The 14,429-nt window shown below is 65.6% G+C and carries 13 protein-coding genes, 1 tRNA gene and 1 pseudogene; 10 read left to right on the forward strand and 5 right to left on the reverse strand.

Going from position 1 to position 14,429, the window contains the following annotated elements:
* Positions 1-238 precede the first annotated feature (238 nt).
* The 3 genes from DID99_RS25490 to bamC all read left to right on the forward strand — a co-directional run bounded on the left by DID99_RS25490 (position 239) and on the right by bamC (position 2,550).
* Positions 239-952, forward strand: coding sequence for a methyltransferase domain-containing protein (locus tag DID99_RS25490; protein ID WP_124488894.1), 714 nt, complete (start codon positions 239-241; stop codon positions 950-952).
* Positions 953-1,124: 172 nt separating this feature from the next.
* Positions 1,125-1,201: transfer RNA gene (locus DID99_RS25495), tRNA-Pro, on the forward strand.
* Between the two features lie 140 nt (positions 1,202-1,341).
* On the forward strand, positions 1,342-2,550 hold the full coding sequence (gene bamC, locus DID99_RS25500; protein ID WP_044846042.1) for an outer membrane protein assembly factor BamC: 1,209 nt from the start codon (positions 1,342-1,344) through the stop codon (positions 2,548-2,550).
* Between the two features lie 711 nt (positions 2,551-3,261).
* Here bamC and DID99_RS25505 read toward each other — a convergent pair.
* From DID99_RS25505 to DID99_RS25515, 3 genes are all read right to left on the reverse strand, one after another.
* A complete protein-coding gene (locus DID99_RS25505; protein WP_006486090.1) occupies positions 3,262-3,519 on the reverse strand; it encodes a hypothetical protein in 258 nt (85 codons plus the stop codon).
* 136 nt (positions 3,520-3,655) lie between these two features.
* The gene (locus DID99_RS25510; protein ID WP_059608570.1) at positions 3,656-3,934 is read right to left on the reverse strand and encodes a hypothetical protein; all 279 of its coding nucleotides are present in this window, start codon (positions 3,932-3,934) and stop codon (positions 3,656-3,658) included.
* 223 nt (positions 3,935-4,157) lie between these two features.
* Positions 4,158-4,832, reverse strand: a complete 675-nt coding sequence (locus DID99_RS25515; protein WP_185733817.1) for a YdcF family protein — start codon at positions 4,830-4,832, stop codon at positions 4,158-4,160.
* Positions 4,833-5,030: 198 nt separating this feature from the next.
* On the opposite strand from DID99_RS25515, the gene DID99_RS25520 reads away from it, so the two are divergent.
* Complete coding sequence (locus DID99_RS25520) at positions 5,031-5,348, forward strand: hypothetical protein (RefSeq protein ID WP_044846039.1); 318 nt, start codon at positions 5,031-5,033, stop codon at positions 5,346-5,348.
* Between the two features lie 181 nt (positions 5,349-5,529).
* On the opposite strand, the gene DID99_RS25525 is transcribed toward DID99_RS25520, so the two are convergent.
* Positions 5,530-5,781 carry a hypothetical protein gene (locus tag DID99_RS25525; protein ID WP_124667728.1) on the reverse strand — a complete coding sequence of 84 codons (252 nt, stop codon included), beginning with the start codon at positions 5,779-5,781 and terminating at the stop codon, positions 5,530-5,532.
* A 202-nt stretch (positions 5,782-5,983) separates the two neighbouring features.
* Positions 5,984-6,379 (reverse strand): annotated as a pseudogene (locus tag DID99_RS25530) (transposase); the annotation flags it as partial.
* Positions 6,380-6,809: 430 nt separating this feature from the next.
* Between DID99_RS25530 and DID99_RS25535 the strand changes: the two are divergent.
* The 6 genes from DID99_RS25535 (at position 6,810) to nusA (ending at position 14,396) form a co-directional block, all read left to right on the forward strand.
* Positions 6,810-7,712 (forward strand): LysR family transcriptional regulator, encoded by a 903-nt coding sequence (locus tag DID99_RS25535; RefSeq protein ID WP_124488898.1) that lies wholly within the window; start codon positions 6,810-6,812, stop codon positions 7,710-7,712.
* A gap of 66 nt (positions 7,713-7,778) precedes the next feature.
* A complete protein-coding gene (locus DID99_RS25540) occupies positions 7,779-8,981 on the forward strand; it encodes a pyridoxal phosphate-dependent aminotransferase (RefSeq protein ID WP_124667729.1) in 1,203 nt (400 codons plus the stop codon).
* Between the two features lie 272 nt (positions 8,982-9,253).
* The gene (scpB, locus tag DID99_RS25545) at positions 9,254-10,276 is read left to right on the forward strand and encodes an SMC-Scp complex subunit ScpB (protein WP_124488900.1); all 1,023 of its coding nucleotides are present in this window, start codon (positions 9,254-9,256) and stop codon (positions 10,274-10,276) included.
* 60 nt (positions 10,277-10,336) lie between these two features.
* Positions 10,337-12,046 (forward strand): 23S rRNA pseudouridine(2605) synthase RluB, encoded by a 1,710-nt coding sequence (rluB, locus tag DID99_RS25550; RefSeq protein WP_044846034.1) that lies wholly within the window; start codon positions 10,337-10,339, stop codon positions 12,044-12,046.
* Between the two features lie 416 nt (positions 12,047-12,462).
* Positions 12,463-12,921 carry a ribosome maturation factor RimP gene (gene rimP, locus DID99_RS25555; RefSeq protein ID WP_014897219.1) on the forward strand — a complete coding sequence of 153 codons (459 nt, stop codon included), beginning with the start codon at positions 12,463-12,465 and terminating at the stop codon, positions 12,919-12,921.
* On the forward strand, positions 12,921-14,396 hold the full coding sequence (gene nusA, locus DID99_RS25560) for a transcription termination factor NusA (protein WP_044846033.1): 1,476 nt from the start codon (positions 12,921-12,923) through the stop codon (positions 14,394-14,396). Before rimP ends, nusA begins: the two co-directional genes overlap by 1 nt.
* Positions 14,397-14,429: the final 33 nt, after the last annotated feature.

Raw genomic sequence — 14,429 nt, forward strand, 5'->3', positions numbered from 1 at the left:
CAGATCTGCGATCTCGATCGGCCTGCAGTCGGACGATGCGCCGGGCGCGTCGATCTCGCGCCGGGTAAGCGCACGGTAGCGATCCGCGGCGAAACGGCCATCGTCCTTTTCGACTAGGAGGCGATGCGGGCGCGGTGCAATTCGCGCAACTTGCGATGCGTGCGACGGCTGCGGCGCGGTAAGATCGGCGTCAGTAGCTTGATGATCGAAGCATGGTGGCCGACACGGGGGAGGCGTCATGGATCTGAAGGAACTCGACGTATTGGGAGCGGACGTCGGCGATCACTGGTACTACGCGTCGAAGGCGAGCGCGATTCGCCGGTTCCTGGGCGCGGCGGATGCGAACCGGATACTCGATGTCGGCGCGGGCTCGGGTTTCTTTTCGAAACATTTGCTCGAGCGCACGCAGGCGACGGAAGCGTGGTGTGTCGACACGAGCTACGCCGACGATACCGACGGCGAGGCGGCAGGCAAGCCCGTCCATTTTCGCCGCGCCGTCAATCGGCTCGATGCCGATCTCGTGTTGCTGATGGACGTGCTCGAGCACGTCGACGACGATGTCGGGCTGCTTGCACAATATGTGGCCGGCGTGCCGAAGGGCAGCCGCTTCCTGATCACCGTTCCCGCGTTTCAGTTCCTCTGGAGCGCGCACGACGACTTTCTCGAACACAAGCGCAGGTATACGCTCGACGGCCTCGAAGACGTCGTGCGCCGTGCGGGGCTCGAGGTCGAGCGCGGCGCTTACTACTTCGGCTTCACGTTTCCGCTCGCGGCGGCATTGCGACTGAGCGAGCGAGCGCGTCGCCAGCCACGCGAACCCGCGTCGCAACTGCGTCGACACAATCCGGTAGTCAATGGTTTGCTCAAGCTGATCTGCCGCGCCGAGTTGCCGATGTTCCGGTTCAACCGGTTGGCGGGGCTCACGGTGATCTGTGTCGCGCGCAGCGCGTGAGCGTCAGGCGGATCGCGTGGACGGACGACGGACCGGCGGGGCGTCATGTGCGTCGCCGTTCGTGTCGAATCCGTCACGCCACGTGCGCCACAAAAAATTTTGGCAGGAACATGCACAAAATGCATGCGACCCGTTCTAAACCGGCCAACTCTCTGTTATAATTTTTTTCTTTCGGGGCGTAGCGCAGCCTGGTAGCGTACCTGCATGGGGTGCAGGTGGTCGGAGGTTCAAATCCTCTCGCCCCGACCAGATAAGAACCCGCGTCAGTTCAGGCTGACGCGGGTTTTTTCTTGCCCGTCGCTTTTTTGCACATCCCGGCGCGGCCCCGGTAAAATGCAAGGTTGATCCACGGAAAGCGCCGTGATTTAGCGGAAGAGGATTCCCCGAACATGACTGATCTTCGTCTTACCATGCGGTTCGCTGCAGTGCTCGCCACTGGCGCGCTCGTCGCCGGTTGCGGTACGTCGTCGCCCACGAAAGTGGACTACAAGAGCGATTCGAAATCGAAGGAAGCGTCGCTCGCAGTGCCGCCCAACATGCTCGACGAGACGGCCGATCAGCGTTCGCTGCCGCCGCAGGGCGGCGCGACTTCCCTGTCCGCGCTTCAGCAGGTCCAGCACACGGCGCCCGCGACGGATACCGTCGCGCCCGCCGTGGCCGGCATGCATATCCAGCGCGACGGCACCGAGAGCTGGCTCGTGATCGACGGCAAGAAGCCCGCCGACATCTGGCCGCAAGTGCGCCGCTTCTGGCAGGAGCAGGGCTTCCTGCTCGTCGTCGACCAGCGCGACAAGGGCGTGATGGAAACCGACTGGAACGAGACCCATCCGCAGATCAACGACGGCCTGATCCGCAGTGTGATCTCGAAAGCGATGGGCAATTCGTACGTGACGGCCGAGCGCAACAAGTACCGCACGCGCCTCGATTCGGCGCCGAACGGCGGCACCTATGTGTTCGTCAGCCAGAAGGGCATGCGCGAGGCGATCACCGGCGCGAACAACGATTCGAGCAAGTGGGAAGCGAAGCCGAACGATCCGGCGCTCGAGACGGAATACCTGAAGCGGCTGATGGCGGTGCTCGCGCAGAACGAGCAGCGTGCGAAGAACGGCGAGCCGCCGGTCGCGAACATCAACGACAACACGGTGCCGAAGGACAAGAAGGCCGATACCGACGCATCGAAGGCGGCTGCCGCGGCGATCGCTGCGCAGAACGTCGCGCGTACGTCGTCGCAAGCGAACGACGTCGACACGAGTGCGGTGCCGTCCGAAGTCACGCTCGGCGAGCCGTACGACCGGTCGTGGCTGCACGTCGGCCTCGCACTCGATCGCGCGAACTTCACGGTCGACGATCGCGATCGCACGAAGGGTCTGTATTTCGTGCGTTATGTCGATCCGAAGGATCTGAGCGCGGCCGAGCAGGGCTTCTGGAGCCAACTGTTCCACGGCAAGAAGGAAAAGCAGGCGAAGCAGTATCGCGTCAACGTGAAGGCGCTGACGGCCGACCAGACGCGTGTGGCAGTCGTCGACGATTCGGGTGCGATCGATTCGTCGTCGCCGGCCCGGCAGATCATGGGGCTGCTCGTGAATCAGCTGCGCTGATCGCGACGATCCCGCTCGTCGAACAAGCCCGCCGCCCGGCGGGCTTTTTTATGGTCGCGCGCCGTGACGTCGGCGTGTGCGGGACGTTCGGCTGCTCCGCCTTGTGACGTTACGTAACATCCGCGCGTTACGGCGGCGGAACGGGTGTTACATCGTCATGGTCCCGAAAAATATCCTTATGGATCAATGATGTGCTTTCGAAAATGCACCTGGCACGCAAACTGCTTTATTAGTTCGAATCGTTAGGACAGGGAGGGTGCTGCCAGAGACCGGGCAGGCGTCGCGAACGCCCGACCAACGGTTTCGACGTCCCCAGATGCCGGCGCTGCGAGCGCGGGCACAACCGATGATGATCCGCGCCGCGCGCGGGTCTCGATGGCCCCGTCGCCTATCCTCGTAGGGCGACGGTTTCGCCCGCGCTTCGTATGAAGCGCGGGCAATTTTTTTTGGTGGGGCCGCAATGCGAGGGCGCCGATCCGGCCTGTGCGGGATTCGGTGATTCGCAATCAATTGGAGTGGGGGCGGCGCGGTTCGCATCCGGCGAGCGCCGGTAGGGCGAGGTCGCGTTGGCGGTGTGTGAGCGTTCCGCTCACACGCCGCTCAATCGCGAAACGGACGCGGACCGGCTCGATCGGCCCGGGGTTCGCGTGCAGTCGCAGCGCGTGCGAGCAGGGCGGTGCGGCCGGACGCGTTGCCGGCCGCCGCGACGCGTCAGTGCGACGCGCTGGGTACGTCAAGGATCAGGATGATCGTCCAGTCGGCATCGCCGTCGTGGTGATACTGGCGTTCGGCGACGATGAACGGTTGCTGCTTGCCTTGCGGGCCGAGGAAAAGCACGTCGCCCTCCATCGGCAGGCACTCGATCGGCGGCAGCGCGAGAAAGGCGTCGTCCGAGCCGCGCGGCATCAGTTGCTTGATCTTGCGAGTGGCTGCTTCGGTCCACTCGATGTCGAGTTGAATGTTGCTCATGCTGTCCTCCGCACCGGGGTGCGCACGGGTGGAAAATTTCGGTGCGCGACTTTAGCACAGCGCGCAGGCGCCGCAACCAAAAAAGCCGAACCCGGTTGCCCGGATTCGGCTTTTCGCTTGTGCGGTGCCGCCGAACTTACTGGCTGGCAGCGTCTGCCGGAGCGGCCTTGGCGGCCTTCTTGCCAGCCTTCTTCGCTGCCTTGTGGTGAGCAGCCTTCTTGCCGTGGTGCTCTTCCTGCGCCGCCGGCTGTGCAGCCTCGGCTGCTTGCTGCTGTTGCAGTGCCTGTGCGCGCTGCTCGATCTCGGCGATCTTCGCCGGGTCGGTGATGGTCTGGATTTGCGTGCTCTCTTGCGCATACGCTGCGCCAGTCAGCGCCGACATCGCGACCAGAATAGCCAGGGACGTCTTCTTCATTGCTTTACCTCCGCTAAGTGGTGATGAACCCGAATGTTGCCGTTTTGTCTGGCGACTGCAATCGAGTGCGTGTCGAGTGTAACAAAAGTGACGGATCAATGTGCACCGGATCGAGGCACAGCGCAAGGCCCCGTTGAAGTCGCGCAACACTTCGTGCATTCCGTCATGCGCATGCCATTCCGGGGCGGCACCGTCGCGTTCGCCGCCGGTGCAAGCGTCGCCATCAAAACCAGCCGAGCCATCGGTAGACGTGGAACTGTGCGATGCCGATCAGTTCGTGCAATGCCTGATTCGCGTCTTCCAGGTTGTGCCAGCGGGGCAGCCAGCCCGTTTGCGCGCGCCGGCGGTTCGCATAAACGGGTTGCGGATCGATGCCGAAGCGGCGGAAATCGAGCAATGCGCGGCGCATCTGATAGGACGACGTGACGAGAATGCGCGTGTCGTCATGTTGTGAGCGTAGTATAGATGCAGTGAATTTCGCATTTTCGTAGGTGGTACGGCTGTTCGGCTCGAGGACGAGGTCGCTGGAAGCGACACCCGCCGCGACCAGCAGGCGCCCGTAGACGGCCGCCTCGGTTTCGCCGTGACGTTGCGGGTCGCCGCCCGACATCACCACGGTGCAGCCGGTCGCCTGCTGCCGGCACGTGCGGTAGAGCGCCGCGGTCGCGCGGATGCGTGCTTCCCCGTCGGGAGGCGGTCGCAGGCCGGTGTCGCTGCGCCGCGTGCCGGCGCCGATGATGATCAGCGTGGTCCGGCCATGCATGTCGGCGCGCTCGACCGGCGTCACGCCCGCCTCGGTCCACGCGATGAGCGGCGCGGCGAGCCAGCCTGTCGCGAGCAGCCAGAGCAGCGCGACGCTCGCGATCGCGATGAGTCGCCGCCGCTTGCGGCAGAGCATGAAACCGATGAAGAGAAGTACAAATGAATCGAACAGAATCAATTTGATTGGGGTATGGTGTCTTTTTATGGACGGTTGACGATCCGGCCCTGACGCGACGCCGAACGTCGGCCCCAGAATCGGTGGCGGTATCGGCGGGCGGAGCTCCCGCCCGGCGCGCCGCTTCGCATTGTCGCTGCACTTTAAGAAAGAATCGAGATGACCACGTATTCCAACGAAGCGGTGCTCGACGCATTGAGACGAGTGCAGTACCGCCAGGTACCGTGGGCGCGCCGCCCGGGCGTGTTCGAGTATCTCCGGTCGCTGGGGCTGATGGACACGGTCAGGCAGAAGACCGTTGCTCCCGCACCGGGTTTCCATGCGCCGGTCGACATCGCGGTGCTGACCGACAACGGTCGTGCCGAATGCGCGCGCCTCGAGCGTGACGAGAAACTGCTTTCCTGGACCGATCGCCGTATGGACGACTACGCATTGAGCGAAGCGAGCGCCGTGGCGATTCTCGAAAGCCGCCTGTAGCGGCGCACTCCCGTTCTCGCGCGCTGGCCACCGGCGACGCAAAAAAAAGCCCGTATCGCGAGGATACGGGCGTACCGGATACTTTTGCTGTTGCCACGCTGTGCTCATGGCAACGAATGTGACTCGTCGCATGTCGGGCAGTTCCCGAATCCGGTAATTTTCTTTGACGAAATCCTGCGGACTACGGATGACGCGGCAGGTCGGCCGGCTGCGAGCCAGTGCGCGCGCGCGCGTTGCTGGCGATGTCGCCGCGCAAATCGCCGCGCGGCACGGTCTGCCGATTGGGCGGTGCGGCGGGCGGTTGCTGGCGAAGGGTGTTCCGATGATCCTGCTGGTGGTGAGGCGGCTTCGCGCGATCGTCCGCGCGAGCGGGGGCGGTCAGCGCCAGCGAAATGACAATGCCGCATGCGACGAGCAGTGACATTGGTTTCATGGCGGGGCTCCCTTCAAGCCACCGGCGCGGCCTGTTGATATTTCGCTAAGGTAAGCGTGGGAGTGCAGGCTTGCTGTAAATAATCGTAAATAGATGTATCGCCGCACGACAGGCGCAATCGACGACGACGCGAGCGCCGCGCAAAAGCGCGTGGCACTGAAAGAAACCGGGCGGCCGAAGCCGCCCGATCGAGCATGCGTTACGCCATCTTCACGGGGGCGCGCCAGGATTCCGGGTTGGTCCAGAAGGCGCCGCGCAGCCGGTCGCGGCTCGGCGGTGCTGGCGGCTTCGTCGCGCTCGCCCCAATGCGCCCGCGCAGCGAGATCTGGCGGCCGCTCGTGCCGAGTCGCTTGACGATTTCGGCGAGCGTGCCGTCTGCCTGCCATTCGTCGAAGCGACGGCGGCAGGTCGGCGGCGACGGATAGCGGCCCGGCAGCTTCGACCAGCCTTCACCCGTCGACAGTACCCACAGCACGGCGTTTACCACCGAACGGGCCTCCACGCGGGGACGGCCGCGCCGTTCACTGCGTGCGGGTTCCGAGCAAAACAGACCTTCGACCAGCGCCCACTCGTTATCTCTCAAATCGTCGAACAGCATCATGTCCTCACCTCAGCGAAGCTAACTCCGGTGCGCTGCCCTGCGCCGCGCACTCTTCAAGCACTCGAGCGTCGAGTGCCGGGTGGGGGCTTCCGGTTGGCCGGCAGCGGCGTTTCTGCCCTCTGTCCGACTCGACCTGCGCCCTGTACGTCAGATAAAGCACGATGTGTGCCATGTCTGAGGCGATTCCCGCGAGAGCCGCTTGGCAGCGGGCTGACGGCTAAGTCAGCTAGGGGCGTATAAGACGCCAAAATAACCCGCCAGCAAATCAGGACAATCACCAATCTTGTGCAAGTCGCCCGTGCTACGTGCGTTTGCGTCGATATTGCACCGCAGCGAAACATGTGCTGCCGGTGCCGGATTCGCACATCGAAGACGATGGCGCGCATTAAAATCGCGCATCGGTATCGACGATTGATGAGGAGAGGGGATGAACGTTACGCTGCGCCAGCTTCGCGTATTCATCGAGGTTGCGCGGCTCCGGAGCTTCAGTCGCGCGGGCGACGAGATCGGGCTCACGCAGTCCGCGGTCAGCCGTTGCGTGCGCGAACTCGAGACCGAGCTCGGACTGAAGCTGATCGACCGGACGACGCGCGACGTGCAGTTGACCGACGTCGGGACGAACCTGATCGCGAGCGTGTCCCGCCTGATCGCCGATCTCGACGACACGCTGCGCGAGATTCGCGAGATCGGCGAGCAGCGGCGGGGGCGCGTGATCGTCGCTGCGAGCCCGACGATTGCGTGCCGGCTGATGCCGCGCGTCGTCGCGTCGTGCGAACGCCAGTTCCCGTTCGTCACGCTCGGCCTGCGTGACGACGTGCAGAGCGACGTCCTGCGCAAGGTGAAGTCGAGCGAAGTCGATTTCGGCGTCGTCATCGGGCCGCTCGCCGTTGCCGATCTCGTATGCGAACCGTTGATGACCGACTCGTTCTGCCTGGTCGCGCGCGCCGATCATCCGCTCGCGGCGCGGGCCGAGGTGCCGTGGACGGCGCTCGACGGCGAGCGTCTCGTGCTGCTCGACCATGCGTCCGGAAGCCGGCCGCTGATCGACGCCGCGCTGGCCGCCCATCGGGTCAATGCGACGGTCATGCAGGAGCTCGGGCATTCGGCGACGGTGTTCGGGCTCGTTGAGGCCGGCGTCGGGGTGAGCGTGCAGCCGTGGCTGTCGCTGCCGCTGCCGGCCGGATCGACACTGGTCGCGCGGCCGCTGACGCCGCGTACCGAGCGCACCGTCGAGCTGGTGCGCCGCCGCGACCGCTCGCTGTCGCCGGCCGCGCAGGCGATCTGGGAACTCGTGCGCCAGATGCCGGCGCGGGCGGAGGATCTCGACTGAAAGGGTGCGGATCGGGCGCGCACGCCGGTACACTACGCGGATCGTGTTCCTCGGTGGCGGTTCTCGATGACGCATTCCGCAGATGTCGGCCCGGCGACGGGCGAGCCGGCGGCGCGCAGCGCAGTTCAGGCGCTGCGTCCGTCGCTGATCCGGGAAGTGGCGAACGCCGGCTTCGGCGTACCCGACGTGCTGCCGTTCTGGTTCGGCGAATCCGATCGCGTGACGCCCGAATTCATTCGCGACGCGGCTGCCGCGGCACTGCGCGACGGTGCGACCTTCTACACGCACAACCTCGGCACCGTGCCGCTGCGCAACGCGATTGCGACCTATGTCGGTGCGCGTCACGGTGCGACGGCGGCCGATACGATCGCCGTGACGAGTTCGGGCGTGAGCGCGCTGATGCTGGCCGCGCAATTGCTGGTCGGCCCGGGCGACCGCGTCGTCGCCGTCACGCCGCTCTGGCCGAACCTCGTCGAGATCCCGAAGATCCTCGGTGCACAGGTCGAGTGTGTGTCGCTCCGCCATGGCGATGCGGGCTGGCGGCTCGACGTCGACCGGCTGATCGCGGCGCTGACGCCCGGCACGCGGATGCTGTTCGTCAACTCGCCGAACAATCCGACCGGCTGGGTGATGTCCCGCGACGACCAGCAGGTCGTGCTCGCGCATTGCCGGCGCCACGGCATCTGGGTGGTCGCCGACGAGGTATACGAGCGGCTCGTGTTCGGCACGGACGGCGCGCCGTCGTTCCTGGACATCGCATCGCGCGACGAGCGGGTAATCGTCGTGAATTCGTTCTCGAAGGCCTGGGCGATGACGGGCTGGCGGCTCGGATGGCTGGTCGCGCCGGCGTCGGTGATGGGCGATCTGTCGAAGCTGGTCGAGTACAACACATCGTGCGCGCCGGGTTTCATCCAGGCCGCGGGAGAAGTCGCGCTGCGTGACGGCGAGCCGTTCGTGCAGTCGTTCGTCGCGGCGCTGCGCGGTGCGCGTGACCACCTGGTCGCCGCGCTGCGCACGTTGCCGGGCGTCGACGTGCCGCCTCCGCCGGGTGCGATGTACCTGTTCCTGCGGTTGCCGGGCGCGGACGACAGTCTTGCGTTCTGCAAGTCGCTGGTGCGCGAGGCGGGGCTCGGGCTGGCGCCCGGCCGCGCGTTCGGCCCGGAGGGGGAAGGGTTCGTGCGCTGGTGCTACGCGTGCGATCCGGTGCGGCTCGAGGCAGGCGTCGAGCGCTTGCGGGCGTTCCTCGTGCGCGGCGCAGGCCTGCGTTGAAGCGGGGGCGGAGCGGGTGCGGCGTGCGGGCGGCGGGCCTTTCGGCTCATCTTTACGCACCGGGCAATTTTGCGTAAGATGGCGCTCAGTCACGCGGTTCCGTCGTTGAACCGTGCTGTTCCGTCCGGTTTGGGCCTGGCTTGAAGTTGGTTCGCCGCCCCCGGTTCGTGCTCCCATCAATATGACCGATCAGAATCGGGCGAGCGCGTCTTCCGTTCCTTTCGTCTGTTTGTTGATCCGGTTCGTTTGACCACAGGGTCTGGCCTAGCTGCATGAATACCCAAGAGGCGAAGATCGTCCTCGAGACTGCTTTGATCTGCGCGCAGGAACCGCTGAAGCTCGGCGATTTGCGCAAGCTCTTTGCCGACGGCGTGTCGGCTGACACGGTCCGCACGTTGCTCGAAGATCTGAAACAGGATTGGTCCGGCCGCGGTGTCGAACTGGTGGCGCTGGCAACCGGATGGCGCTTCCAGAGCAAGCCGGCGATGCGCCATTACCTGGACCGACTGCATCCCGAGAAGCCGCCGAAATATTCGCGTGCGGTGCTCGAGACGCTCGCGATCATTGCGTATCGGCAACCCGTCACGCGTGGCGACATCGAAGAGATTCGCGGCGTCACGGTCAATACGCAGGTGGTCAAGCAGCTCGAGGATCGCGGCTGGATTGAGGTGATCGGGCATCGCGACGTGCCGGGCCGCCCGGCGCTGTACGCGACGACCAAGCAGTTCCTCGACGATCTCGGCCTGAAGGCGCTCGACGACCTGCCGGCGCTCGAGGAGCCGGCGGCGAACATCGAAGCCGCGCTGCTCGCGCAGCAGGCGATGGACTTCGACGGCGATGCGCCGGCGGCGGACGCGGTGCCGGAAGCCGGCGAGGCGGCGGCGGACGAGTCGCACGTTCGGCCGGACGAATTGCCGGGCGACGCCGCAACGGAAGGCGCGCCGACGCAGGAAATGCCGAACCGCGATACGCTGGAAGCGGATCGCGTTCAGAGCGAACAGGGCGGCGCCGAAGCAGCGCCGGCCGGCGAGCAGCCCGAGCCGCTGCACGCGGTGTGGAACGAGGAAGATCGCAAGCCGGCTGCCGACGCGGTTGCCGGAGACGGAGCGGAAGCGGCCGGCGACATGCCGGGCGAGGCTGGCCAGGCCGACGCCTCACGCTCCCGTCCCGCGGACGGCGAGTTGCTGGACGATACGTCCGACAGCCTCGCCGATGCCGTACGCAGTGCCAGCGCGCCCATCGGCGCCGACGCGCTGCCGGACGACGAAGCAGAACCCGAACAGCGCCGCGCCTGATCGCGGCCGACTTCTTGCCGCGCCCGAGTCGGGCGCGAGACCTGACATTTTGAGGTTGTTTTGACTGATATCCACGATATTGAATCGTCCGCGCCTGCCGTGCAGGCCGCGCGTGCCGACGATGCGCCGGAGCAGGACGCTCCGGCCGCGGGTGGTGACGAGCGTCCCCGCCGCGGCCTGCGGCGCGGCCCGCGCAGCCTGATCGCGCGTCGCCGCGCGGCAGCCAAGTCGAAGGGCGATGGCGAGTCGCAGGGCGGCGAGGGCGCGGAAGCGCAGCCGGCCGACGCGGCGGAAGCGCAGCCCGCACGCGCGCCGCGCAAGGAAGGTGCGGCCAAGGGTGGCCGCAAGCCGGCCGGCAAGCGCGAAGGCGCAGCCAAGGGTGCCCAGGGCGGGCAAGGCGGCCAGGGGCGACGCGGCGGTTCGGCGAAGGCCGAGGGCGGCGCGGCGAAGGCCGAAGGCGATGCAGCGTCGCAGGACGATCTGTTCGCCTATGTGACGTCGCCGGCATTCGACGCGGACAATTCGGCGGGCGGCAGCGGCGTACGTGCGCCGATGCTGCGTCGCGGCCGCAGCCAGCCGGCGAACAAGCGCGTGCTGTCGCCGGACGACGACGCGCCGAAGCTCCACAAGGTGCTCGCGGAAGCCGGCATGGGTTCGCGCCGCGAAATGGAAGAGCTGATCGTCGCCGGCCGCGTGTCGGTGAACGGTGAGCCCGCGCATATCGGCCAGCGCATCATGCCGACCGATCAGGTTCGCATCAACGGCAAGCCGGTCAAGCGCAAGCTGCCGAACAAGCCGCCGCGCGTGCTGCTGTACCACAAGCCGACGGGCGAGATCGTCAGCCACGCGGACCCGGAAGGTCGTCCGTCGGTGTTCGACCGCCTGCCGCCGATGAAGACGGCGAAATGGCTCGCGGTGGGCCGTCTCGACTTCAACACCGAAGGCCTGCTGATGCTGACGACGTCGGGCGATCTCGCGAACCGCTTCATGCATCCGCGCTACAGCGTCGAACGCGAGTACGCGGTGCGCGTCGTCGGCGAACTGTCCGAAGGGATGCGGCAGAAACTGCTGCATGGCGTCGAGCTCGATGACGGCCCGGCGAACTTCCTGCGCATCCGCGACGGCGGCGGCGAAGGCACGAACCACTGGTATCACGTTGCGCTGGCCGAAGGCCGCAACCGCGAAGTGCGCCGGATGTTCGAGGCGGCCGGCCTGATGGTGAGCCGCCTGATCCGTACACGCCACGGTCCGATCCCGCTGCCGCGCGGCCTGAAGCGCGGTCGCTGGGAAGAGCTCGACGAGGCGCAGGTGCGCAAGCTGATGGCGACCGTCGGCCTGAAGGCGCCGTCCGAGGAAAAGGGCAAGCGCGGTGGTGGCGGGCAGGCCGAGCGCCGCCAGCCGGATCCGATGCAGACGTCGATGGGCTTCATCGGCCGCGAGCCGGTGCTGACGACGCATGGTCAGCTCGACCAGCCGCGTCGCGGTGGCGGCCGGCGCGGCGCCCCGGGCCTGCCCGGCCTGAGCGGTTACGGCAGCTTGCCGGTTTCGCCGTCGGGTTATGGCAACCGCTCGGGTGGCGGTCGCGATGTCGACGGCAATCGTGCGTCGTATGGCGCGGGCCCCAAGCGTGAAGGCGCTGGCGGCAAGCGCGGCGGCGGCAAGGGCGGCAACCGCAATCCCAACGGCAATCGCGCCGAAGGCGCCGGCAACGGCGGTGGCGGTGCGCGCGGCGGTCAGCGTCCGCAGCGCAATCGCTCGCGGGGCCGCTGAGCGTTTGTGGCGTCCGGCGGCATGAAGCCGCCGGTGTGCCGGCGATATCGGCATGAGTCCGATTGGGTCGGCACCTCGCCCCGCGTGGTTTGCTTTTGACTGTATATATCGCGCTGCCGGATTATGCCGCCTGGTCGGACAGTCCGGTTTCGCATTTTTGGTCGGTAAAGGCGGGCTGGACGCTGCTTTTACCGGCTGGCTTGGCGTTTGCGCCAAAAATCGCTATAATCGCGGAGTCGCTGGGCGTACGGATTCAATGTGCGGCTCAGGTGCGACCACCAGTAAGAAGATGGGCGTTCCGCCCATTTTTTTTTGCTGAAACGGTTAGGCATCTCGGGTAGCGCTTCCTGCGCCGGCTAAGGCGCGCGCCCGCGGGTGAATCGCGAGCGGCGGGCGCGAACACCTGAGAGGACACTGTGCAACTGACGGAACTGATAGAAACCACGGTCACCGGGCTCGGCTACGAGCTGGTGGATCTCGAGCGCACCGGGCGCGGCATGCTTTGCATCTACATCGATCAGCCTGCCGGCATCTCGCTCGAAGATTGCGAAAAGGTCACGCGTCAGCTCCAGCACGTCTTGACGGTCGAAAACATCGATTACGAACGGCTCGAAGTCTCGTCCCCGGGGCTCGACCGCCCGTTGAAGAAGCTGGCCGACTTCGAGCGCTTCGCCGGCAGCGAAGTTTCCGTGACCTTGAAAAAGCCGCTGGACGGGCGCAAGACGTACCGGGGCATTCTGCACGCGCCGAATGGCGAAACGATCGGTTTGGAATTTGAGAGGAAGAAGGGCGAGGCAGCCATGCTGGATTTCACGCTGGCCGATATCGACAAAGCCCGCCTGATTCCGCAAGTTGACTTTAGGAGCCGCAAATAATGAGTCGCGAAGTGTTGATGCTGGTGGATGCGCTGGCGCGCGAGAAAAACGTCGACAAGGATGTGGTGCTGGGCGCCCTCGAGGCCGCGCTCGCTTCCGCTTCCAAGAAGCTGTTCGACGAAGGCGCCGAAATCCGCGTCCATATCGATCGCGAAAGCGGCGAGCACGAAACCTTCCGTCGCTGGCTCGTCGTGCCCGACGAGGCAGGCTTGCAGGAGCCGGATCGCGAGATCCTGCTATTCGAAGCACGTGAGCAGAAGCCCGACGTCGAAGTCGGCGAATTCATCGAGGAGCCGGTGCCGTCGATCGAGTTCGGCCGTATCGGCGCGCAGGCCGCGAAGCAGGTGATCCTGCAGAAGGTGCGCGATGCCGAACGCGAGCAGATTCTGAACGACTACCTCGAGCGCGGCGAAAAGATCATGACCGGCACGGTGAAGCGCCTCGACAAGGGCAACTTCATCGTCGAATCGGGCCGTGTCGAAGCGCTGCTGCGCCGCGACCAGCTGATCCCGAAGGAAAACCTGCGCGTGGGCGACCGCGTGCGTGCCTACATCGCGAAGGTCGACCGCACCGCGCGCGGCCCGCAGATCGAACTCTCGCGCACGGCGCCCGAGTTCCTGATGAAGCTGTTCGAGATGGAAGTGCCGGAAATCGAGCAGGGCCTGCTCGAGATCAAGGCAGCCGCTCGCGATCCGGGCGTGCGCGCGAAGATCGGCGTGATCGCCTACGACAAGCGGATCGATCCGATCGGCACCTGCGTCGGCATCCGCGGTTCCCGCGTGCAGGCCGTGCGCAACGAGCTCGGTGGCGAAAACATCGACATCGTGCTATGGTCCGAGGATCCCGCCCAGTTCGTGATCGGCGCGCTCGCGCCGGCAGCCGTCCAGTCGATCGTCGTCGATGAAGAAAAGCACTCGATGGACGTCGTCGTCGACGAAAACGAGCTGGCTGTCGCGATCGGCCGCAGCGGTCAGAACGTTCGCCTTGCCAGCGAACTGACCGGCTGGCAGATCAACATCATGACGCCGGACGAATCCGCCCTGAAGCAGGGTGAAGAGCGCGACCGACTGCGTTCGCTGTTCATGGCGCGTCTCGACGTCGACGAAGAAGTTGCCGACATCCTGATCGACGAAGGCTTCACGAGCCTCGAAGAGATCGCGTACGTGCCGCTCAACGAAATGCTCGAAATCGAGGCGTTCGACGAGGACACCGTGCACGAACTGCGCAACCGCGCACGCGACGCACTGTTGACGATGGCGATCGCGAACGAAGAAAAGGTTGAAAATGCAGCGCTGGATTTGAAGGGCCTCGACGGCATCACGCCGGAGTTGCTCGCGAAGCTGGCCGAACACGGCATGCAGACGCGCGACGATGTCGCCGAGCTGGCCGTGGATGAACTGGTCGATATGACCGGGATGGAAGAGGATGCCGCTAAGGCGTTGATCATGAAAGCACGTGAACACTGGTTCCAGTGAGAAATGACCATGGCGCACTGATTTGATGGCGGC

The sequence above is a fragment of the Burkholderia sp. Bp8986 genome (assembly GCF_003854225.1).
GTDB lineage: Bacteria > Pseudomonadota > Gammaproteobacteria > Burkholderiales > Burkholderiaceae > Burkholderia.

Coding starts and splice junctions, on each gene's coding strand:
- scpB (WP_124488900.1), top strand. CDS start 9,254: ATGAATACCCAAGAGGCGAAGATCGTCCTCGAGACTGCTTTGATCTGC.
- bamC (WP_044846042.1), top strand. CDS start 1,342: ATGACTGATCTTCGTCTTACCATGCGGTTCGCTGCAGTGCTCGCCACT.
- DID99_RS25510 (WP_059608570.1), bottom strand. CDS start 3,934: ATGAAGAAGACGTCCCTGGCTATTCTGGTCGCGATGTCGGCGCTGACT.
- DID99_RS25515 (WP_185733817.1), bottom strand. CDS start 4,832: ATGCTCTGCCGCAAGCGGCGGCGACTCATCGCGATCGCGAGCGTCGCG.
- DID99_RS25535 (WP_124488898.1), top strand. CDS start 6,810: ATGAACGTTACGCTGCGCCAGCTTCGCGTATTCATCGAGGTTGCGCGG.
- DID99_RS25490 (WP_124488894.1), top strand. CDS start 239: ATGGATCTGAAGGAACTCGACGTATTGGGAGCGGACGTCGGCGATCAC.
- DID99_RS25540 (WP_124667729.1), top strand. CDS start 7,779: ATGACGCATTCCGCAGATGTCGGCCCGGCGACGGGCGAGCCGGCGGCG.
- DID99_RS25525 (WP_124667728.1), bottom strand. CDS start 5,781: ATGAAACCAATGTCACTGCTCGTCGCATGCGGCATTGTCATTTCGCTG.
- DID99_RS25505 (WP_006486090.1), bottom strand. CDS start 3,519: ATGAGCAACATTCAACTCGACATCGAGTGGACCGAAGCAGCCACTCGC.
- DID99_RS25520 (WP_044846039.1), top strand. CDS start 5,031: ATGACCACGTATTCCAACGAAGCGGTGCTCGACGCATTGAGACGAGTG.
- nusA (WP_044846033.1), top strand. CDS start 12,921: ATGAGTCGCGAAGTGTTGATGCTGGTGGATGCGCTGGCGCGCGAGAAA.